Below are 17,127 nucleotides of genomic sequence, written 5' to 3' on the forward strand. Positions count from 1 at the left end.
GTCTACGTTTCGCGATCCGTGAAGGTGGCCGTACAGTAGGTGCTGGTGTTGTTGCTAAGATCTTCGACTAATTCATAGCGAATTAGCGATGCTTTCGGAAAATCTTGAATTAGATTTGACGAACCAGTAGCAAAAAGGGCATCATTTGATGCCCTTTTTCTGCACTCAACATTATTTTTGCTGTTTTCTTGTTCAGAAGTGGGTTGGGCGCAGAGCAAGATTAAGCAAAGATGCTTAATCTTAAGAAGAGTACGCTGATTTTTTCAGCGATATGGAGTTTGCCCTGCAACAGCGGGGTTGTTGTCGTCTATATTAAGACTTGTAACAGGTTGGTTTTATGAAAGCAAATAATGCTGAAACTCCTGATAGCTCAAACGCAGCAGATACGTTTAAGTGGTTAGCCGCTTTCGTATTGGCAGCTGCCGCTGTTGTGGGTAATTACCTGTATGGTGAAATGTCTGTAGTGGTTCGTGCTGCAGGCGTTGTTGTTCTTATTGCAGCTGCCTTAGGCGTTGCAGCAACAACGACTAAAGGTAAAGCAGCGATCAGTTTTGCAAAAGAATCGCGTATGGAAGTACGTAAAGTTGTTTGGCCTACTCGCCAAGAAACCATGCAAACAACACTGATCGTTTTAGCTGTAAGTATTGTAATGGCTCTAGTGCTATGGGGTATTGACGGAATTATGGTTCGTCTAGTAGCTCTAGCAACTGGGGTATAGAGGGTTTTTATTCATGAGTGAAGCTCCAAAAAAACGCTGGTATGTGGTTCAAGCCTTCTCTGGATTTGAAGGTCGTGTAGCTCAATCTCTGCGCGAGCATATCAAAATGCACGGCATGGAAGAGCTATTCGGTGAAGTACTGGTTCCTACTGAAGAAGTAGTGGAAATGCGCGCGGGTCAGCGTCGCAAATCTGAGCGTAAGTTCTTCCCAGGTTACGTCCTTGTTCAGATGATTATGAACGATGAATCATGGCACCTAGTACGCAGTGTGCCGCGTGTCATGGGCTTCATTGGTGGTACCTCAGACCGTCCGGCACCTATCACGGATAAAGAGGCTGACGCGATTCTTAATCGTCTTGAGAAAGCGAGTGAAGCGCCTCGTCCACGTACAATGTACGAAGCGGGTGAAGTGGTACGTGTTAACGAAGGTCCATTTGCTGACTTCAACGGTACTGTTGAAGAAGTGGATTACGAGAAGAGCCGCCTGAAAGTGTCTGTCTCGATCTTTGGTCGTGCGACACCAGTTGAGCTTGAATTTGGTCAGGTTGAAAAGCTGGACTAAGACTCTTCGTTAAAGAGTATAAAAAATCACCTTTTTAGGGTTGTATAAGGCGCGGATTATGACTATAATTTCGCGCCTTTTTACTTCAAGTGAAGTAAAAAGTTTCTTACACAAACGGGGAGCTGATCCGCGATTAGCGTTTGTACCCAAACTTAGGAATTATCATGGCTAAGAAAGTTGAAGCTTACATCAAGCTACAAGTTGCTGCTGGTATGGCTAACCCTAGTCCACCAGTAGGTCCTGCACTAGGTCAACACGGTGTGAACATCATGGAATTCTGTAAAGCGTTCAACGCAAAAACAGAATCTATTGAGAAAGGTCTACCAACTCCAGTAGTTATCACAGTATACAGCGACCGTTCTTTCACGTTCGTAACTAAGACTCCACCTGCTGCAGTTCTTCTTAAGAAAGCTGCTGGCGTTAAGTCTGGTTCAGGTCGTCCAAACACTGAAAAAGTTGGTACTGTAACTGACGCTCAAATCCAAGAAATCGCAGAAACTAAAGCTGCTGATATGACTGGTGCTGACATCGAAGCGATGAAGCGTTCTATCGCTGGTACTGCTCGTTCAATGGGCCTAGTGGTAGAGGGTTAATAAGATGGCAAAACTAACTAAGCGCATGCGCGTAATCCGCGAAAAAGTTGACGTAACTAAAGAGTACGAAATCAACGAAGCTGTTGCTCTTCTTCAAGAACTAGCGACTGCGAAATTCGTTGAGTCTGTAGACGTTGCTGTTAACCTAGGCATTGATGCTCGTAAATCTGACCAGAACGTACGTGGTGCAACTGTACTACCTCACGGTACTGGCCGCGAAATCCGCGTTGCAGTGTTCACTCAAGGTGCTAACGCTGAAGCAGCTAAAGAAGCTGGCGCAGACATCGTAGGTATGGAAGATCTTGCTGAGCAAGTTAAGAAAGGCGAAATGAACTTTGACGTAGTTGTTGCTTCTCCAGATGCAATGCGCGTTGTAGGTCAACTAGGTACTATCCTAGGTCCTCGCGGTCTTATGCCAAACCCTAAAGTTGGTACTGTAACTCCTAACGTTGCTGAAGCGGTTAAAAACGCTAAAGCTGGTCAGGTTCGTTACCGTAACGACAAAAACGGCATCATCCACACTACTATCGGTAAAGCAAACTTCTCTGCTGAGCAGATCAAAGAGAACCTAGAAGCACTTCTAGTTGCTCTGAAGAAAGCTAAACCATCTTCAGCGAAAGGTACTTTCCTGAAGAAAGTAAGCATCTCTACTACTATGGGTGCTGGTGTTGCTGTTGATCAGGCTAGCCTGAACACTCAAGCATAATTTATTTGCTTAGGCGCAAAATTAGTGTATAATTTTGCGCCTAATATTTGTGGTTGGGGCTGAACTTTGGTTCTTTGAACTGTCTCCTAGTTCGAAATGAATTAAGACCCAGTCTCCGTCCAAGACCGTAGGTGTTTGTGTAAAAGCAAACTTAATTATCCTACGTAGATGGTGCCCGAACTGACAGAAAGCTCTATGTAATATAGTTAACTTTCTTCTGGGGAAGCACCTCAATAGCTCTCACTGTCGTGATGATAGTGAGTGGTGTAACGACAACCAGGAGTAAATCCAAGATGGCTTTAAACCTTCAAGACAAAAAAGCAATTGTTGCTGAAGTCAACGAAGCTGCCAGTGGTGCACTTTCTGCAGTTGTAGCTGATTCTCGTGGCGTTCAAGTTGGCGCGATGACTTCTCTACGTAAACAAGCTCGTGAAGCTGGCGTTTACATGAGAGTTGTTCGTAACACTCTTGCTCGTCGTGCGGTTGAAGGTACTGAGTACGAGTGTCTAACTGACACTTTCACTGGTCCTACACTAATCGCATTCTCTAATGAGCACCCAGGTGCTGCAGCGCGTCTTTTCAAAGACTTCGCTAAAGAGAACAAAGATTTCGAGATCAAAGCTGCTGCTTATGAAGGCGCTTTAACTGACGCTGAAGTACTAGCAACACTACCAACTTACGACGAAGCAATTGCACGCCTAATGATGTGCATGAAAGAAGCTTCGGCTGGCAAGCTGGCGCGTACTATCGCAGCTATCCGCGATCAAAAACAAGAAGCAGCGGCATAAGCCTTGCTTTTTACTGGTTGCTTAATAAACTTATTGTTGACTTAAAAGAGAATTGTTATGTCTATTACTAACGAGCAAATCCTAGACGCAGTTGCAGAAATGTCTGTAATGCAAGTTGTTGAACTAATCGAAGCAATGGAAGAGAAATTCGGTGTTTCTGCTGCTGCTGCTGTTGTAGCTGGCGGCGCTGCTGGCGGCGAAGCTGCTGCTGAGCAAACTGAATTCGACGTAATCCTAGAAGCTGCTGGCGGTAACAAAGTTGCTGTAATCAAAGCAGTACGTGGCGCAACTGGCCTAGGTCTTAAAGAAGCTAAAGCTCTTGTAGACGGCGCTCCAGCACCTCTTAAAGAAGGTGTTGAGAAAGCAGAAGCTGAAGCTCTTAAAGCTCAGCTAGAAGAAGCTGGTGCAACTGTTGCTGTTAAGTAATTATTGCATAGTTTCTTAGCCTAACGGCTAATTGGCTGGTGGTTTTTTAACCACCGGCCTTTTTGCGCTGTAGGGTATAGGCGAATTTTCCCGCTGTTTAAGCGCCTGATATCCATGCAAAAAACATTTCATTCTTACGAAATGAAATGTCACTACAGTAAACAGCTATATTAGTCACTGTCCCTTACCCCCCCCTTAAGTAACTAGGAGCGGGCGGACAGTTTGGGTCACTTATCAGCGAGCTGAGGAACCCCATGGTTTACTCTTATACCGAGAAAAAGCGCATCCGTAAGGACTTTGGTACTCGTCCACAAGTTTTGGACATTCCATACCTGCTATCGATCCAGCTCGATTCGTTCGACAAATTCATCGAACAGGATCCTGAAGGTCAATACGGTCTTGAAGCCGCTTTCCGTTCTGTATTCCCGATTCAGAGCTACAACGGCAATTCTGAGCTGCAATACGTTAGCTACCGTCTTGGTGAGCCAGTTTTTGACGTTAAAGAATGTCAAATCCGCGGTGTAACTTACTCAAAGCCACTACGTGTAAAACTACGCCTAGTTATCTTTGATAAAGACGCGCCAGCAGGTACTGTAAAAGACATTAAAGAACAAGAAGTCTACATGGGTGAAATTCCACTCATGACAGACAATGGTACCTTCGTAATTAACGGTACCGAGAGGGTTATCGTATCCCAGCTGCACCGAAGCCCAGGCGTGTTCTTCGACAGCGATAAGGGTAAGACCCACTCTTCAGGTAAAGTTTTATACAACGCACGTGTTATTCCTTACCGTGGTTCATGGCTTGATTTCGAGTTTGATCCTAAGGATAACTTGTACGTTCGTATCGACCGCCGTCGTAAGCTACCAGCATCGATCATTCTTCGTGCACTAGGTAAGTCGACAGAAGAAATCCTAGATCTCTTCTTCGAGAAAGTGAACTTCGAAGTGAAAGACCAAACTCTATTGATGGAGTTGGTTCCAGATCGTCTACGTGGTGAAACTGCGTCATTCGACATCGAAGCGAATGGTAAAGTTTACGTTGAGCAAGGTCGTCGCGTAACAGCTCGTCATATCCGCCAACTAGAAAAAGATGGTGTTGATCACATCGAAGTACCAGTTGAGTACATCGTAGGTAAAGTTGCATCAAAAGATTACATTAATGAAGCAACTGGCGAGATCATTGTTAACGCTAACCAGGAAATCAGCCTGGAAGCACTAGCGAACCTATCTCAGGCTGGTCACAAAGCGCTAGAAGTTCTATTTACGAACGATCTAGACCACGGTCCATTCATGTCAGAAACACTACGTATCGACAGCACGGTTGATCGTATTTCTGCATTGGTAGAAATCTACCGCATGATGCGCCCTGGTGAGCCGCCAACAAAAGAAGCTGCAGAAGCTCTATTCGAAAGCCTATTCTTCTCTGAAGAGCGTTACGATCTATCGACTGTTGGTCGTATGAAGTTCAACAGCTCTATCGGCCGTGAAGATGCTCAAGAGCAAGGTACACTTGATGAAACTGATATCATCGAAGTGATGAAGAAGCTGATCGCGATCCGTAACGGTAAGGGCGAAGTGGACGATATCGACCACCTAGGCAACCGTCGTATCCGTTCTGTAGGCGAAATGGCTGAGAACCAGTTCCGTGTAGGTCTAGTACGTGTTGAGCGTGCAGTTAAAGAGCGTCTAAGCCTAGGCGATCTTGACGCAATCATGCCTCAAGACTTGATCAACGCGAAGCCAATTTCTGCGGCAGTTAAAGAATTCTTTGGCTCTTCACAGCTTTCACAGTTCATGGACCAAAACAACCCGCTATCAGAAGTAACGCACAAGCGTCGTATTTCTGCATTGGGTCCTGGCGGTCTAACTCGTGAACGTGCTGGCTTCGAAGTACGTGACGTACACGTAACGCACTACGGTCGTCTATGTCCTATCGAAACGCCTGAAGGTCCAAACATCGGTCTGATCAACTCTCTATCTGCGTTTGCGCGTTGTAACGAGTACGGTTTCCTAGAGACACCATACCGTCGCGTTGTAGATGGCGTAGTAACAGACGAAGTAGATTACCTATCTGCAATCGAAGAAGGCCAATTCGTTATCGCTCAGGCGAACGCTAAGCTAAACGAAGATGGTACTTTTGCAGATGAGCTGATCACAGCTCGTCAGAAAGGTGAATCTGGTCTACACCCTCGTGAGCACGCTCAGTACATGGACGTTGCGACAAACCAGGTTGTATCTATCGCTGCATCGCTTATCCCGTTCCTAGAACACGATGATGCGAACCGTGCATTGATGGGTGCGAACATGCAACGTCAGGCAGTTCCAACACTGAAAGCTGACAAACCGCTTGTTGGTACTGGTATTGAACGTAACGTAGCCGTTGACTCAGGTGTAACTGCAGTTGCTAAACGTGGTGGTGTAATCCAGTCAGTAGATGCTTCTCGTATCGTTGTTAAAGTTAACGAAGAAGAGCTAGTACCAGGTGAAGCTGGTATCGACATCTACAACCTGACTAAATACACACGTTCTAACCAGAACACATGTATTAACCAGCGCCCATGTGTGATGCCAGGTGAGCCTGTATCACGCGGTGACGTTCTTGCTGATGGTCCTTCAACAGACCTTGGTGAACTTGCGCTTGGTCAAAACATGCGTATCGCGTTCATGCCTTGGAACGGTTACAACTTCGAAGACTCGATCTTAGTATCTGAGCGCGTAGTTCAAGAAGACCGCTTCACGACAATCCACATTCAAGAACTGACTTGTGTGGCGCGTGATACTAAGCTGGGCTCTGAAGAGATCACAGCTGATATTCCAAACGTAGGTGAATCTGCTCTGTCTAAACTAGACGAGTCAGGTATCGTTTACATCGGTGCTGAAGTTAAGGGTGGCGACATCCTAGTTGGTAAAGTAACACCTAAAGGTGAAACTCAGCTAACGCCTGAAGAGAAGCTACTACGTGCAATCTTCGGTGAAAAAGCATCTGACGTTAAAGATACTTCACTACGTGTACCTAACTCTGTATCAGGTACGATCATCGACGTTCAAGTCTTCACTCGCGATGGCGTAGAGAAAGACAAGCGTGCGCTTGAAATCGAACAAATGCAGCTTAAAGAAGCGAAGAAAGACCTAACTGAAGAATTCCAGATTCTTGAGGGCGGCCTTCTAAACCGTGTTAAAGCTGTATTGATTGAAGGCGGTTACTCTGAAGCGAAACTAGACACTACTGATCGTAAGAAGTGGCTAGAACTAACGCTAGAAGATGACGCACTACAAACTCAGCTTGAGCAACTTGCTGAGCAGTGGGACGAGCTAAAAGCTGACTTCGATAAGAAGTTCGAAACTAAACGTCGTAAGATCACTCAAGGTGATGATTTAGCACCTGGCGTACTGAAGATCGTTAAGGTTTACCTAGCGGTTAAACGTCGCATTCAGCCTGGTGATAAGATGGCGGGTCGTCACGGTAACAAGGGTGTAATCTCTAAGATCAACCCTGTTGAAGACATGCCATACGATGAAAAAGGTCAGCCTGTAGACATCGTACTTAACCCACTGGGTGTACCTTCGCGTATGAACATCGGTCAGATCCTAGAAGTACACTTAGGTCTGGCTGCGAAAGGTATCGGTGATAAGATCAACCAGATGGTTAAAGAGCAGCAAGAACTAGCGAAATTCCGTGAGTTCCTACAAAAAGTTTACGACCTAGGCGACACTCGCCAGAAAGTAGACATTGCTTCTCTATCTGATGATGAAGTACGTACTCTGATCAAGAACTTGCGTGGCGGTCTACCAATCGCGACTCCTGTATTTGATGGCGCTCCAGAAGAGTCAATCAAAGCACTTCTTGAGCTAGCAGATCTACCAACATCAGGTCAGCTAACGCTATTTGATGGTCGCACAGGTGATGCGTTTGAGCGTCCTGTAACTGTTGGTTACATGTACATGCTGAAACTGAACCACCTTGTTGATGACAAGATGCACGCTCGTTCAACTGGTTCGTACAGCCTAGTAACTCAGCAGCCACTAGGTGGTAAAGCTCAGTTCGGTGGTCAGCGTTTCGGTGAGATGGAAGTATGGGCACTAGAAGCATACGGTGCTGCTTACACGCTACAAGAAATGCTAACGGTTAAGTCGGATGACGTTAACGGCCGTACTAAGATGTACAAAAACATCGTAGACGGTAACCACAGCATGGAACCTGGCATGCCAGAATCGTTCAACGTACTGTTGAAAGAGATCCGCTCGCTAGGTATCAACATCGAGCTAGAAGACGAAGAGTAATCCTTTTCTCTCTTGATGAAAGTCGAGAGAATCAAAGCGATTATTTGGAAGAAGGTGCTCACTTTAGCGAGTGAGCTCCTTTTAACTCCTTACAGGAGCTGATTGTGAAAGACTTATTAAACTTTCTAAAAGCACAGCATAAGACCGAAGAATTTGATGCAATCAAAATCGGTCTATCTTCACCAGACATGATCCGTTCATGGTCTTTCGGTGAAGTTAAAAAACCTGAAACGATCAACTATCGTACGTTCAAACCTGAACGCGATGGTCTGTTCTGTGCGCGTATCTTTGGTCCAGTTAAAGACTACGAATGTCTTTGTGGTAAGTACAAGCGCCTGAAGCACCGTGGTGTTATCTGTGAGAAGTGTGGTGTAGAAGTTACACAAACTAAAGTTCGTCGTGACCGTATGGGCCACATTGAACTGGCTTCACCAGTAGCTCACATCTGGTTCCTAAAATCGCTACCGTCTCGTATCGGTCTACTGATGGATATCCCTCTACGTGATATCGAACGTGTTCTTTACTTCGAAATGTACGTAGTAACAGAACCAGGTATGACTGATCTAGAAAAAGGTCAGATGCTTACGGAAGAAGAGTATCTAGATCGTCTAGAAGAGTGGGGCGACGAGTTCACTGCTAAGATGGGTGCGGAAGCTATCAAGGACCTACTAGGTTCTATGGATATGCACGCTGAAGCAGAACAAATGCGTGAAGAGTTAGAGACAACAAACTCTGAAACTAAGCGTAAGAAAGTAACTAAGCGTCTTAAGCTGGTAGAAGCGTTCATCGCATCGGGTAACAACCCAGAGTGGATGATCCTAACAGTACTTCCAGTACTTCCGCCAGATCTACGTCCTCTAGTACCTCTAGATGGCGGTCGCTTTGCGACTTCTGATCTTAACGATCTATACCGTCGTGTGATCAACCGTAACAACCGTTTGAAGCGTCTTCTAGAGCTAGCTGCTCCGGACATCATCGTACGTAACGAAAAACGTATGCTGCAAGAGTCTGTTGATGCGCTACTAGATAACGGTCGTCGTGGTCGTGCGATCACAGGTTCTAACAAGCGTCCTCTGAAATCTCTTGCTGATATGATCAAGGGTAAACAAGGTCGTTTCCGTCAGAACCTTCTAGGTAAACGTGTAGACTACTCTGGCCGTTCTGTAATCACAGTAGGTCCATACCTTCGTCTACACCAGTGTGGTCTTCCTAAGAAGATGGCACTTGAGCTATTCAAACCATTCATCTACAGCAAGCTAGAGACTCGTGGTCTTGCGACTACAATCAAAGCTGCTAAGAAAATGGTAGAGCGTGAAGAAGCGGTCGTTTGGGATATCCTAGACGAAGTAATCCGTGAACACCCAGTACTATTGAACCGTGCACCGACACTTCACCGTCTCGGTATCCAGGCGTTCGAACCAGTACTAATCGAAGGTAAAGCGATTCAGCTACACCCACTTGTATGTGCGGCGTACAACGCGGACTTCGATGGTGACCAAATGGCGGTTCACGTACCTCTAACTCTAGAGGCACAGCTTGAAGCTCGTACTCTGATGATGTCGACAAACAACATTCTGTCGCCAGCGTCAGGTGATCCGATAATCGTACCTTCTCAGGACGTTGTATTGGGTCTGTACTACATGACTCGTGAAAAGATCAACGTGAAAGGTGAAGGCATGTACCTTTCTGGCCCAGAAGAGGCTGAGAAAGCATACCGCACTAAACAAGCTGAGCTTCACGCACGCGTTAAAGTACGTATTACAGAAACCGTTGTAGACGAAGACGGCAACAGCACTACAGAAACCAAGATGGTAGACACCACTGTTGGTCGTGCAATGCTATGGCAAATCGTGCCAGCTGGTCTACCGTACAGCATCGTTAACCAAAAGCTAGGTAAGAAGCAAATCTCTAACCTACTTAACGAGGCGTACCGTAAACTAGGTCTGAAAGACACTGTAATCTTCGCTGACCAAATCATGTACACCGGTTTCGCATACGCGGCACTTTCTGGTGTGTCTGTTGGTATTGACGATATGGTTGTACCAGCAGCTAAGTACACTGAAATCGCAGAAGCGGAAGAAGAAGTACGTGAAATCCAGGAACAGTACCAATCAGGTCTTGTTACTGCGGGCGAACGCTACAACAAAGTTATCGATATCTGGGCATCGACCAACGACCGTGTTGCGAAAGCAATGATGGAAAACCTTTCATCTGAAACGGTAGTTAACCGTGACGGTGAAGAGGAACAGCAAGAGTCATTCAACAGCATCTACATGATGGCGGACTCGGGCGCTCGTGGTTCTGCAGCACAGATTCGTCAGCTTGCGGGTATGCGTGGTCTGATGGCGCGTCCAGATGGTTCAATCATCGAAACGCCGATCACAGCGAACTTTAAAGAAGGTCTAAACGTACTTCAGTACTTTATCTCAACGCACGGTGCTCGTAAGGGTCTTGCGGATACGGCACTGAAAACAGCGAACTCGGGTTACCTAACTCGTCGTCTGGTAGACGTTGCTCAAGATGTTGTTGTAACTGAACATGACTGTGGCACTCACGAGGGTGTTGACATGATGCCTCACATCGAGGGTGGTGATGTTAAAGTTGCACTTTCTGAGCTTGCTCTTGGTCGTGTTGTTGCTGAAGACGTACTAAAACCTGGCACTGAAGACGTTCTTATTCCACGTAACACCCTGATCGATGAGAAGTGGTGTCAAATCATGGAAGAGAACTCAGTAGACAGCATGAAAGTGCGCTCTGTAGTAACGTGTGATTCTGACTTCGGTTGTTGTGCACAGTGTTACGGTCGTGACCTAGCACGTGGCCACCTAGTGAACCAAGGTGAAGCAGTAGGTGTTATCGCTGCTCAGTCTATCGGTGAACCAGGTACACAGCTTACCATGCGTACGTTCCACATCGGTGGTGCGGCATCGACAGCAGCGGCAGAGAACAGTGTTCAAGTTAAGAACAACGGTTCTATCAAGCTACACAACGCTAAATCTGTACTAGCAGATGACGGTAAGATCGTTATCACTTCTCGTGCGACAGAGCTAACTATTATTGATGAGTTTGGTCGTACGAAAGAGAAACACAAACTGCCTTACGGTACGCTACTAAGCAAAGGCGATGGCGATACAGTTCAAGCTGGCGAAACAGTTGCAAACTGGGAAGCGCACACACTACCTATCATTACTGAGGTAGCAGGTCGAATCCAGTTTGTAGATATGATCGACGGCGTAACAGTATCTCGTCAAACTGATGACCTAACTGGTCTATCTTCAAGCGAAGTAACTGACCCAGCAGCTCGCCCTTCAGCAGGTAAAGATATGCGTCCAGCTATCAAACTTGTTGATGAGCAAGGTAACGATGTAATGATCCCTGGTACTGATATGCCAGCTCACTACTTCCTACCTGGTAAAGCGATTGTGAACATCGAAGATGGCGCAGCAGTAGGTGTTGGTGCGACACTAGCACGTATTCCTCAGAAGTCTGGCGGTAACAAAGATATCACCGGTGGTCTTCCACGAGTTGCTGACCTATTTGAAGCACGTAAGCCGAAAGAGCCTGCAATCCTTGCTGAGCACACAGGTACTGTGAGCTTCGGTAAAGAGACCAAAGGTAAACGTCGCCTAGTGATCACACGTGAAAGCGGTGAAGCTTACGAAGAGATGATTCCTAAGCATCGTCAGTTGAACGTATTCGAAGGTGAAAAAGTTGAACGTGGTGACGTGATCGCAGATGGTCCAGAGTCTCCACACGACATCCTACGTCTACGTGGCGTACACGCGGTAACGCAGTACATTGCTAACGAAGTACAGGAAGTTTACCGTCTACAAGGCGTTAAGATTAACGATAAGCACATTGAAACTATCGTTCGTCAGATGCTACGTAAGTGTACTATTACTCACTCTGGTGACTCTGAGTTCCTACCTGGTGAGCAGATTGAGTACTCACAAGTTAAGATTGCTAACCGTAACCTAGAAGCTGAAGGCAAAGAGCCTGCACGTTTCGAACGTGAACTACTAGGTATCACTAAAGCATCTCTAGCGACTGAGTCGTTCATCTCTGCGGCATCGTTCCAGGAGACAACTCGCGTACTAACAGAAGCAGCAGTTTCTGGTAAGCGTGACGACCTACGTGGTCTGAAAGAGAACGTAATTGTTGGTCGTCTGATCCCAGCTGGTACTGGTTTCGCATACCACCAAGAGCGTCAAGCTAAACGTTCTGAAGCGCAAGATGGTCCTTCTGCTGAGCAAGCAACGGACAACCTAGCGGCACTTCTAAACGCTGGTTTCTCTTCTGAAGAGTAAGCCATTTAACGAGTAATCATTAGAAGCTTAAGAAAAAAGGCACCTTCGGGTGCCTTTTTAGTTTTTATCCTGCCTTTTTCTTCGAGAGGGTTCTTAGAGAAGGTAATAGTGATAAGGCTAGAAACAAAAAAGACCGACGATGATCGTCAGTCTTTTCTATCCTTCAGTCTCTGAATATTCGCAAACACTAAGCCCCTGGGGGCATAGACAGACTTTCTGCGATCTGCTGTATCAGATAGTCCTCGACTTCAAATCGAGTCTCAAGAATTTCGCCAATGAGACACATATCAGAATCGAAATCATCTAATTCATCATCTTCAGTAACTTCTGAGTACTTATCGTTAAAGTTCAATAGTGGTTCAGTTGTCAGGACTATTTGACCATAAGTTTGATTGATTTCATTGGTCACGACAAAGCCAGTCGCTTTCCAGCGATCCATAACCATGTCATAGATTTTAAAATGGCCCTCGGAGATGTAATCAACGAGATGCTGACAGAAATCCTGCAATTCGGAAGGAGATGGGAGTTCAATAACATTGGTTTTCGAACAAGGTTGCAGTGCTGCAAGCTTACAATATTCAACAATCAGGGATTGTCTTGTCTCTAACCAGTGATCAATGACATCACTTGAGCCACCCCACTGGTCTTGTGTTTGTTTGAATTTTTTTAGCATGACCATGCCCTCATGATCTGATCGCCTGTTGGCGAACGTATCCTTTGCAAAGCAAAGTTAGTAAAGTTATTACAAACTCTTGTCCTTACTAGAATTTAGAGTGCGAATTTACTTAACGACAAACTCTAGTATGAAATTAGATTGCCAGTAAAATGAACGAACTTCAAGCAAAGGGATGGTGTAATGTTAAGAAAAGGTGATGTTAACCGCGCGATAAATGCATACTGGTGTGTTGTTGCAGGAAGTGAAATTTGGCTGGTGGATGGTGCTGTGCCTTTCGGGTCTGCAGAGCAGTTATCACTGCCTGAAGTGAGTGCAAGGACCATTGGTGAGTATTCAGGTTCGCCCGTCATGTGGCTTAATTTGTCTGATCTGGAGCATGATCTACCATTAGTCTCACTACGCGACTGCCTGCATTTTCCTGAGCCATTATTTATGTTGTTAAGTAAAGCGGTCCAGTATGGGCACATGACGCAAAGTCTGCGTTTTTGCCCACAGTGCGGTGGAAGAAACTTTCTTAATAATAACCAGTTAGCTATGCAGTGTGGCGAATGCCGTACTCTCCATTATCCTCGAATATTTCCATGTATTATCGTTGCTGTGCGTAAAGAGAATCAGATCTTATTGGCCCAACATCCTAGGCATCGAAATGGTATGTATACGGTTATTGCTGGCTTCTTAGAAGTCGGTGAGACATTAGAAGAGTGTGTGGCTCGAGAAATTCATGAAGAAACAGGAATTCTCGTTAAAAATATTCGTTACTTTGGCAGCCAGCCTTGGGCTTTCCCATCGAGTATGATGATGGGGTTTTTAGCTGACTATGAATCGGGAGAGTTAAGTCCAGACTACACTGAGCTGTCTGATGCACAATGGTTTGGTATTGACGAGATGCCGCCTGTTGCGCCTAAAGGAACGATTGCAAGAGCGCTTATCGAACAAACGCTACAAGATATTGATTCTAATTATCTGATAAATAGATAAAAAAAACCCTCCGAGAGGGAGGGGGTAAGTAAGATGTCGTTATGAGATGCTGAGTACTGGGTACTCAGTTTATAATTGTAGTTTTCGCTAGCGAACAAATTTTTAACACTGATACCGATTGGGTGCAAATTAAGCATTGATTTAAAAGTTAATAACTTGATCCAGGTTGCAAAGCACACAGCTATTGGACTTAAATCAGTGATAGAATACCCCCTTTCACAGAAAGCCTAACAGTTGGAATTACGGAATGACTGAATTAAAAAATGATCGTTATCTGCGTGCGCTTTTAAAAGAGCCGGTAGATTACACGCCAGTATGGATGATGCGCCAGGCAGGTCGTTACCTACCAGAATACAAAGCGACTCGTGCAGAAGCGGGTGATTTCATGTCTTTGTGTCGAAATGCAGAATTAGCATCCGAAGTGACACTTCAACCATTACGCCGTTTTCCTCTTGATGCCGCGATCTTATTCTCGGACATCTTAACGATTCCAGATGCAATGGGGCTTGGTTTACGTTTTGCTGCGGGCGAAGGACCTGTTTTTGATAACCCAATTACATGCAAAGCTGACGTGGAAAAAATTGGTTTGCCAGATCCAGAAGGTGAACTGCAATATGTAATGAACGCAGTACGTCAGATCCGTAAAGACCTTAAGGGTGAAGTGCCGTTAATTGGCTTCTCTGGTAGCCCGTGGACTCTTGCTACGTACATGATCGAAGGTGGCAGTTCTAAAGCCTTCACCAAGATCAAGAAAATGATGTACGCGGAACCACAAACTCTGCACTTACTTCTAGATAAGCTGGCAGACAGCGTTATCGAGTACCTAAACGCGCAAATTAAAGCAGGCGCGCAGTCGGTAATGGTATTTGACACATGGGGTGGCGTACTGACGCCTCGTGACTACAACCTGTTCTCACTGCAATACATGCACAAGATTGTAGATGGTCTGATTCGTGAAAACGATGGTCGTCGCGTGCCAGTCACACTGTTTACTAAGAATGGCGGTATGTGGCTTGAGCAAATCGCAGCAACGGGCTGTGATGCGGTTGGTCTAGACTGGACAATCAACATTGCAGACGCGAAAGCACGTATCGGTGATAAGGTGGCGCTGCAAGGTAACATGGACCCATCAATGCTTTACGCTTCGCCAGAGCGCATCCGTGAAGAAGTAGCGGATATCCTAGAAGGATTTGGTGATACGGGGACTGGCCATGTGTTCAATCTAGGTCACGGTATCCACTTGGATGTGCCGCCAGAAAACGCAGGCGTGTTTGTGGATGCGGTACACGAGTTATCTAAGCCATACCATAAGTAAGTTAGATTTTTTGAAATCAAATGCCGGCATTCAGTGCCGGTATTTTTTTACCTAAAATTCAGTTTTTCTATCTGAGACTCAAGGCTGTACAGCTCTAGTAGTATTTGGCCTACTATGATCTAATTGCTATTTAGTCTGTACGCTTATTTTTTAATTTTATTATAAACAATAGCTTATCGGTTTGTGTTTGTGTGCTCATTTTCTTGTACAGATACAAAAGCAATTAGATCATGGGTGACCTAAAGCATCGAGTGAACGCGTTTTTTAAGGTATGGCACGACTTCAGATTCAAACCAAGGATTCTTCTTTAACCACAATGTATTGCGTGGAGATGGGTGAGGGAGCGGGATAAAGTCCGGCTCCCAATCTTGCCATTGCTGAACGGTTTGCGTGAGCGTTTTGGGCTTATTGGTCAGGTAGTACTGTTGTGAATACTGACCAATCAGTAGAGTCAGCTCTATATTGGGCAGCTGCTCAAGAATCTTTTTATGCCAAGTGGGCGCACATTCTTTTCGAGGCGGTAAATCACCAGAGTTCCCTTTGCCTGGATAACAGAATCCCATTGGGACAATGGCAATTTTATTTGGGTCGTAGAAAACGTCTTTGTCGATATCGAGCCATTGGCGTAACCGATCGCCGCTTGGATCGTTCCAAGGTATCGAGGTTTTGTGCACACGCGTCCCCGGCGCTTGTCCGATGATTAGGATGCGTGCGTCTTTTGCGGCTTGTACGACAGGGTTTGCGCCCAAAGGTAAATTATCCGCGCAGATCTGGCAGGCCCTCACTTGCTGCAATAGCTCGTCTAACGACATTCTTAGTAACCCTTTTCGAAATCCACTTGATAATTTAATGAAAACCCATCGCGCCAGCGTAGATAGTTGTCAGCAAAAATCTCGATGACTTGCTCGGGAAAACTCAGCGCAGCAATGTGTGGAGTGATGGTGACTTGCGGAAGTTTCCAAAACGGATGTTCTACCGATAACGGTTCTTGCTCAAACACATCTAAGAAGGCGTGTTCTACCCAACGGTTTTTCAGAGCGAAGAGCAATCCAGCCTCATCCAGTACGTCGCCACGACCTACGTTAAACAATAATGCCTGACTTAGTTGGCTGAGTGTTTGACGATTGAGTAACTGTTGCGTCTCCGGTGTACTTGGTAGGGTATTCACAACAATGTCGGCTTGTTCTAATGCCTTACTTAGTTCACTGATATGAAAGGTCTGATGAAACTCACCACCTGAGGTCGGAATACCTGTGCGGTTCATACCGATGGTTTTTATTCCCATTGCTTTAGCGGCATTGCCCAAATAACACCCAATACTACCAGTACCGAGAATCACCATGGTTTTACTTTGTAATGATGTATAGAGGTGAGGCTGCCATCGTTTGTTTTGTTGTTGCTGGTGGTATCGGTTGAAGTGGCGGTAATGGGCAATACTGTAACCCAGCACATATTCGGCAATCAGTGGGCCAAAGATGCCTCGAACATTGGTCAGGGTGTAGTCCTGACGAAGGTTAGGTAGCATTAGTGCATTGACGCCGGCGAATGTCGATTGTACCCACCCAAGCTGTGAAAACTCGTCTAATCTATTGGATAGTAATGGCGGATCGGCAAGAACTATTTGAGCTTCCTCTGGCTTATCAGTGATGCTCAGATCTGGTAGCTTTCTCTCCGTCAATAACGTTTCGTAGGTGTCACGATGCTCTGAGAGCAGGAAAATCTGATTTGAATGCGGCATTAACTTTTTTCCCTGTGATGAATCAAGTACACTTTCG

Annotated in this window: 13 protein-coding genes and 1 pseudogene; 11 read left to right on the forward strand and 3 right to left on the reverse strand. The window is 45.7% G+C overall.

Translation table 11 applies throughout. The annotated features are described in order from the left end of the window. From MSG33_RS23170 to rpoC, 9 genes and pseudogenes are all read left to right on the forward strand, one after another. A pseudogene (locus tag MSG33_RS23170) lies at nucleotides 1–71 on the forward strand (elongation factor Tu); the annotation flags it as partial. 266 nt (nucleotides 72–337) lie between these two features. Then, nucleotides 338–718: a preprotein translocase subunit SecE gene (secE, locus tag MSG33_RS23175; protein ID WP_005397258.1), complete on the forward strand. Its 381-nt coding sequence runs from the start codon at nucleotides 338–340 to the stop codon at nucleotides 716–718. 13 nt (nucleotides 719–731) lie between these two features. After that, complete coding sequence (nusG, locus tag MSG33_RS23180) at nucleotides 732–1,280, forward strand: transcription termination/antitermination protein NusG (RefSeq protein WP_005384681.1); 549 nt, start codon at nucleotides 732–734, stop codon at nucleotides 1,278–1,280. A gap of 164 nt (nucleotides 1,281–1,444) precedes the next feature. After that, entirely contained in the window at nucleotides 1,445–1,873 is a 429-nt protein-coding gene (rplK, locus tag MSG33_RS23185) for a 50S ribosomal protein L11 (RefSeq protein ID WP_005384682.1), read from the forward strand. A gap of 4 nt (nucleotides 1,874–1,877) precedes the next feature. After that, on the forward strand, nucleotides 1,878–2,579 hold the full coding sequence (gene rplA, locus MSG33_RS23190; protein ID WP_005384683.1) for a 50S ribosomal protein L1: 702 nt from the start codon (nucleotides 1,878–1,880) through the stop codon (nucleotides 2,577–2,579). Nucleotides 2,580–2,872: 293 nt separating this feature from the next. Next, the gene (rplJ, locus tag MSG33_RS23195) at nucleotides 2,873–3,367 is read left to right on the forward strand and encodes a 50S ribosomal protein L10 (protein WP_005397270.1); all 495 of its coding nucleotides are present in this window, start codon (nucleotides 2,873–2,875) and stop codon (nucleotides 3,365–3,367) included. A 57-nt stretch (nucleotides 3,368–3,424) separates the two neighbouring features. Continuing rightward, nucleotides 3,425–3,793: a 50S ribosomal protein L7/L12 gene (gene rplL, locus MSG33_RS23200; RefSeq protein WP_005397273.1), complete on the forward strand. Its 369-nt coding sequence runs from the start codon at nucleotides 3,425–3,427 to the stop codon at nucleotides 3,791–3,793. 254 nt (nucleotides 3,794–4,047) lie between these two features. Continuing rightward, nucleotides 4,048–8,076, forward strand: coding sequence for a DNA-directed RNA polymerase subunit beta (gene rpoB, locus MSG33_RS23205; protein ID WP_005397275.1), 4,029 nt, complete (start codon nucleotides 4,048–4,050; stop codon nucleotides 8,074–8,076). Between the two features lie 104 nt (nucleotides 8,077–8,180). After that, nucleotides 8,181–12,383 carry a DNA-directed RNA polymerase subunit beta' gene (gene rpoC, locus MSG33_RS23210; RefSeq protein ID WP_005397277.1) on the forward strand — a complete coding sequence of 1,401 codons (4,203 nt, stop codon included), beginning with the start codon at nucleotides 8,181–8,183 and terminating at the stop codon, nucleotides 12,381–12,383. Between the two features lie 187 nt (nucleotides 12,384–12,570). Here the strand turns inward: rpoC and MSG33_RS23215 are convergent, their stop codons facing one another. Beyond that, nucleotides 12,571–13,062 (reverse strand): Rsd/AlgQ family anti-sigma factor, encoded by a 492-nt coding sequence (locus MSG33_RS23215; protein WP_031780615.1) that lies wholly within the window; start codon nucleotides 13,060–13,062, stop codon nucleotides 12,571–12,573. A gap of 177 nt (nucleotides 13,063–13,239) precedes the next feature. Between MSG33_RS23215 and nudC the strand changes: the two genes are divergently transcribed. Together nudC and hemE are read left to right on the forward strand one after the other, a co-directional pair. Next, on the forward strand, nucleotides 13,240–14,037 hold the full coding sequence (gene nudC / locus MSG33_RS23220; protein WP_046874621.1) for an NAD(+) diphosphatase: 798 nt from the start codon (nucleotides 13,240–13,242) through the stop codon (nucleotides 14,035–14,037). 247 nt (nucleotides 14,038–14,284) lie between these two features. After that, nucleotides 14,285–15,352, forward strand: coding sequence for a uroporphyrinogen decarboxylase (hemE, locus tag MSG33_RS23225; protein WP_005397282.1), 1,068 nt, complete (start codon nucleotides 14,285–14,287; stop codon nucleotides 15,350–15,352). A 239-nt stretch (nucleotides 15,353–15,591) separates the two neighbouring features. On the opposite strand, the gene MSG33_RS23230 is transcribed toward hemE, so the two are convergent. Together MSG33_RS23230 and MSG33_RS23235 are read right to left on the reverse strand one after the other, a co-directional pair. Then, entirely contained in the window at nucleotides 15,592–16,164 is a 573-nt protein-coding gene (locus MSG33_RS23230) for a uracil-DNA glycosylase family protein (protein WP_248382289.1), read from the reverse strand. 2 nt (nucleotides 16,165–16,166) lie between these two features. Next, on the reverse strand, nucleotides 16,167–17,090 hold the full coding sequence (locus MSG33_RS23235) for a D-2-hydroxyacid dehydrogenase (protein ID WP_248382291.1): 924 nt from the start codon (nucleotides 17,088–17,090) through the stop codon (nucleotides 16,167–16,169). Nucleotides 17,091–17,127 lie beyond the last annotated feature (37 nt).

Source organism: Vibrio sp. 1CM7H, assembly GCF_023161645.1.
Lineage (GTDB): Bacteria > Pseudomonadota > Gammaproteobacteria > Enterobacterales > Vibrionaceae > Vibrio > Vibrio diabolicus.

What these genes read in the sequence shown, in the direction of transcription:
- secE (WP_005397258.1), top strand. Translation starts at nt 338, where the DNA reads ATGAAAGCAAATAATGCTGAAACTCCTGATAGCTCAAACGCAGCAGAT.
- nusG (WP_005384681.1), top strand. Translation starts at nt 732, where the DNA reads ATGAGTGAAGCTCCAAAAAAACGCTGGTATGTGGTTCAAGCCTTCTCT.
- rplK (WP_005384682.1), top strand. Translation starts at nt 1,445, where the DNA reads ATGGCTAAGAAAGTTGAAGCTTACATCAAGCTACAAGTTGCTGCTGGT.
- rplA (WP_005384683.1), top strand. Translation starts at nt 1,878, where the DNA reads ATGGCAAAACTAACTAAGCGCATGCGCGTAATCCGCGAAAAAGTTGAC.
- rplJ (WP_005397270.1), top strand. Translation starts at nt 2,873, where the DNA reads ATGGCTTTAAACCTTCAAGACAAAAAAGCAATTGTTGCTGAAGTCAAC.
- rplL (WP_005397273.1), top strand. Translation starts at nt 3,425, where the DNA reads ATGTCTATTACTAACGAGCAAATCCTAGACGCAGTTGCAGAAATGTCT.
- rpoB (WP_005397275.1), top strand. Translation starts at nt 4,048, where the DNA reads ATGGTTTACTCTTATACCGAGAAAAAGCGCATCCGTAAGGACTTTGGT.
- MSG33_RS23215 (WP_031780615.1), bottom strand. Translation starts at nt 13,062, where the DNA reads ATGGTCATGCTAAAAAAATTCAAACAAACACAAGACCAGTGGGGTGGC.
- nudC (WP_046874621.1), top strand. Translation starts at nt 13,240, where the DNA reads ATGTTAAGAAAAGGTGATGTTAACCGCGCGATAAATGCATACTGGTGT.
- hemE (WP_005397282.1), top strand. Translation starts at nt 14,285, where the DNA reads ATGACTGAATTAAAAAATGATCGTTATCTGCGTGCGCTTTTAAAAGAG.
- MSG33_RS23230 (WP_248382289.1), bottom strand. Translation starts at nt 16,164, where the DNA reads ATGTCGTTAGACGAGCTATTGCAGCAAGTGAGGGCCTGCCAGATCTGC.
- MSG33_RS23235 (WP_248382291.1), bottom strand. Translation starts at nt 17,090, where the DNA reads ATGCCGCATTCAAATCAGATTTTCCTGCTCTCAGAGCATCGTGACACC.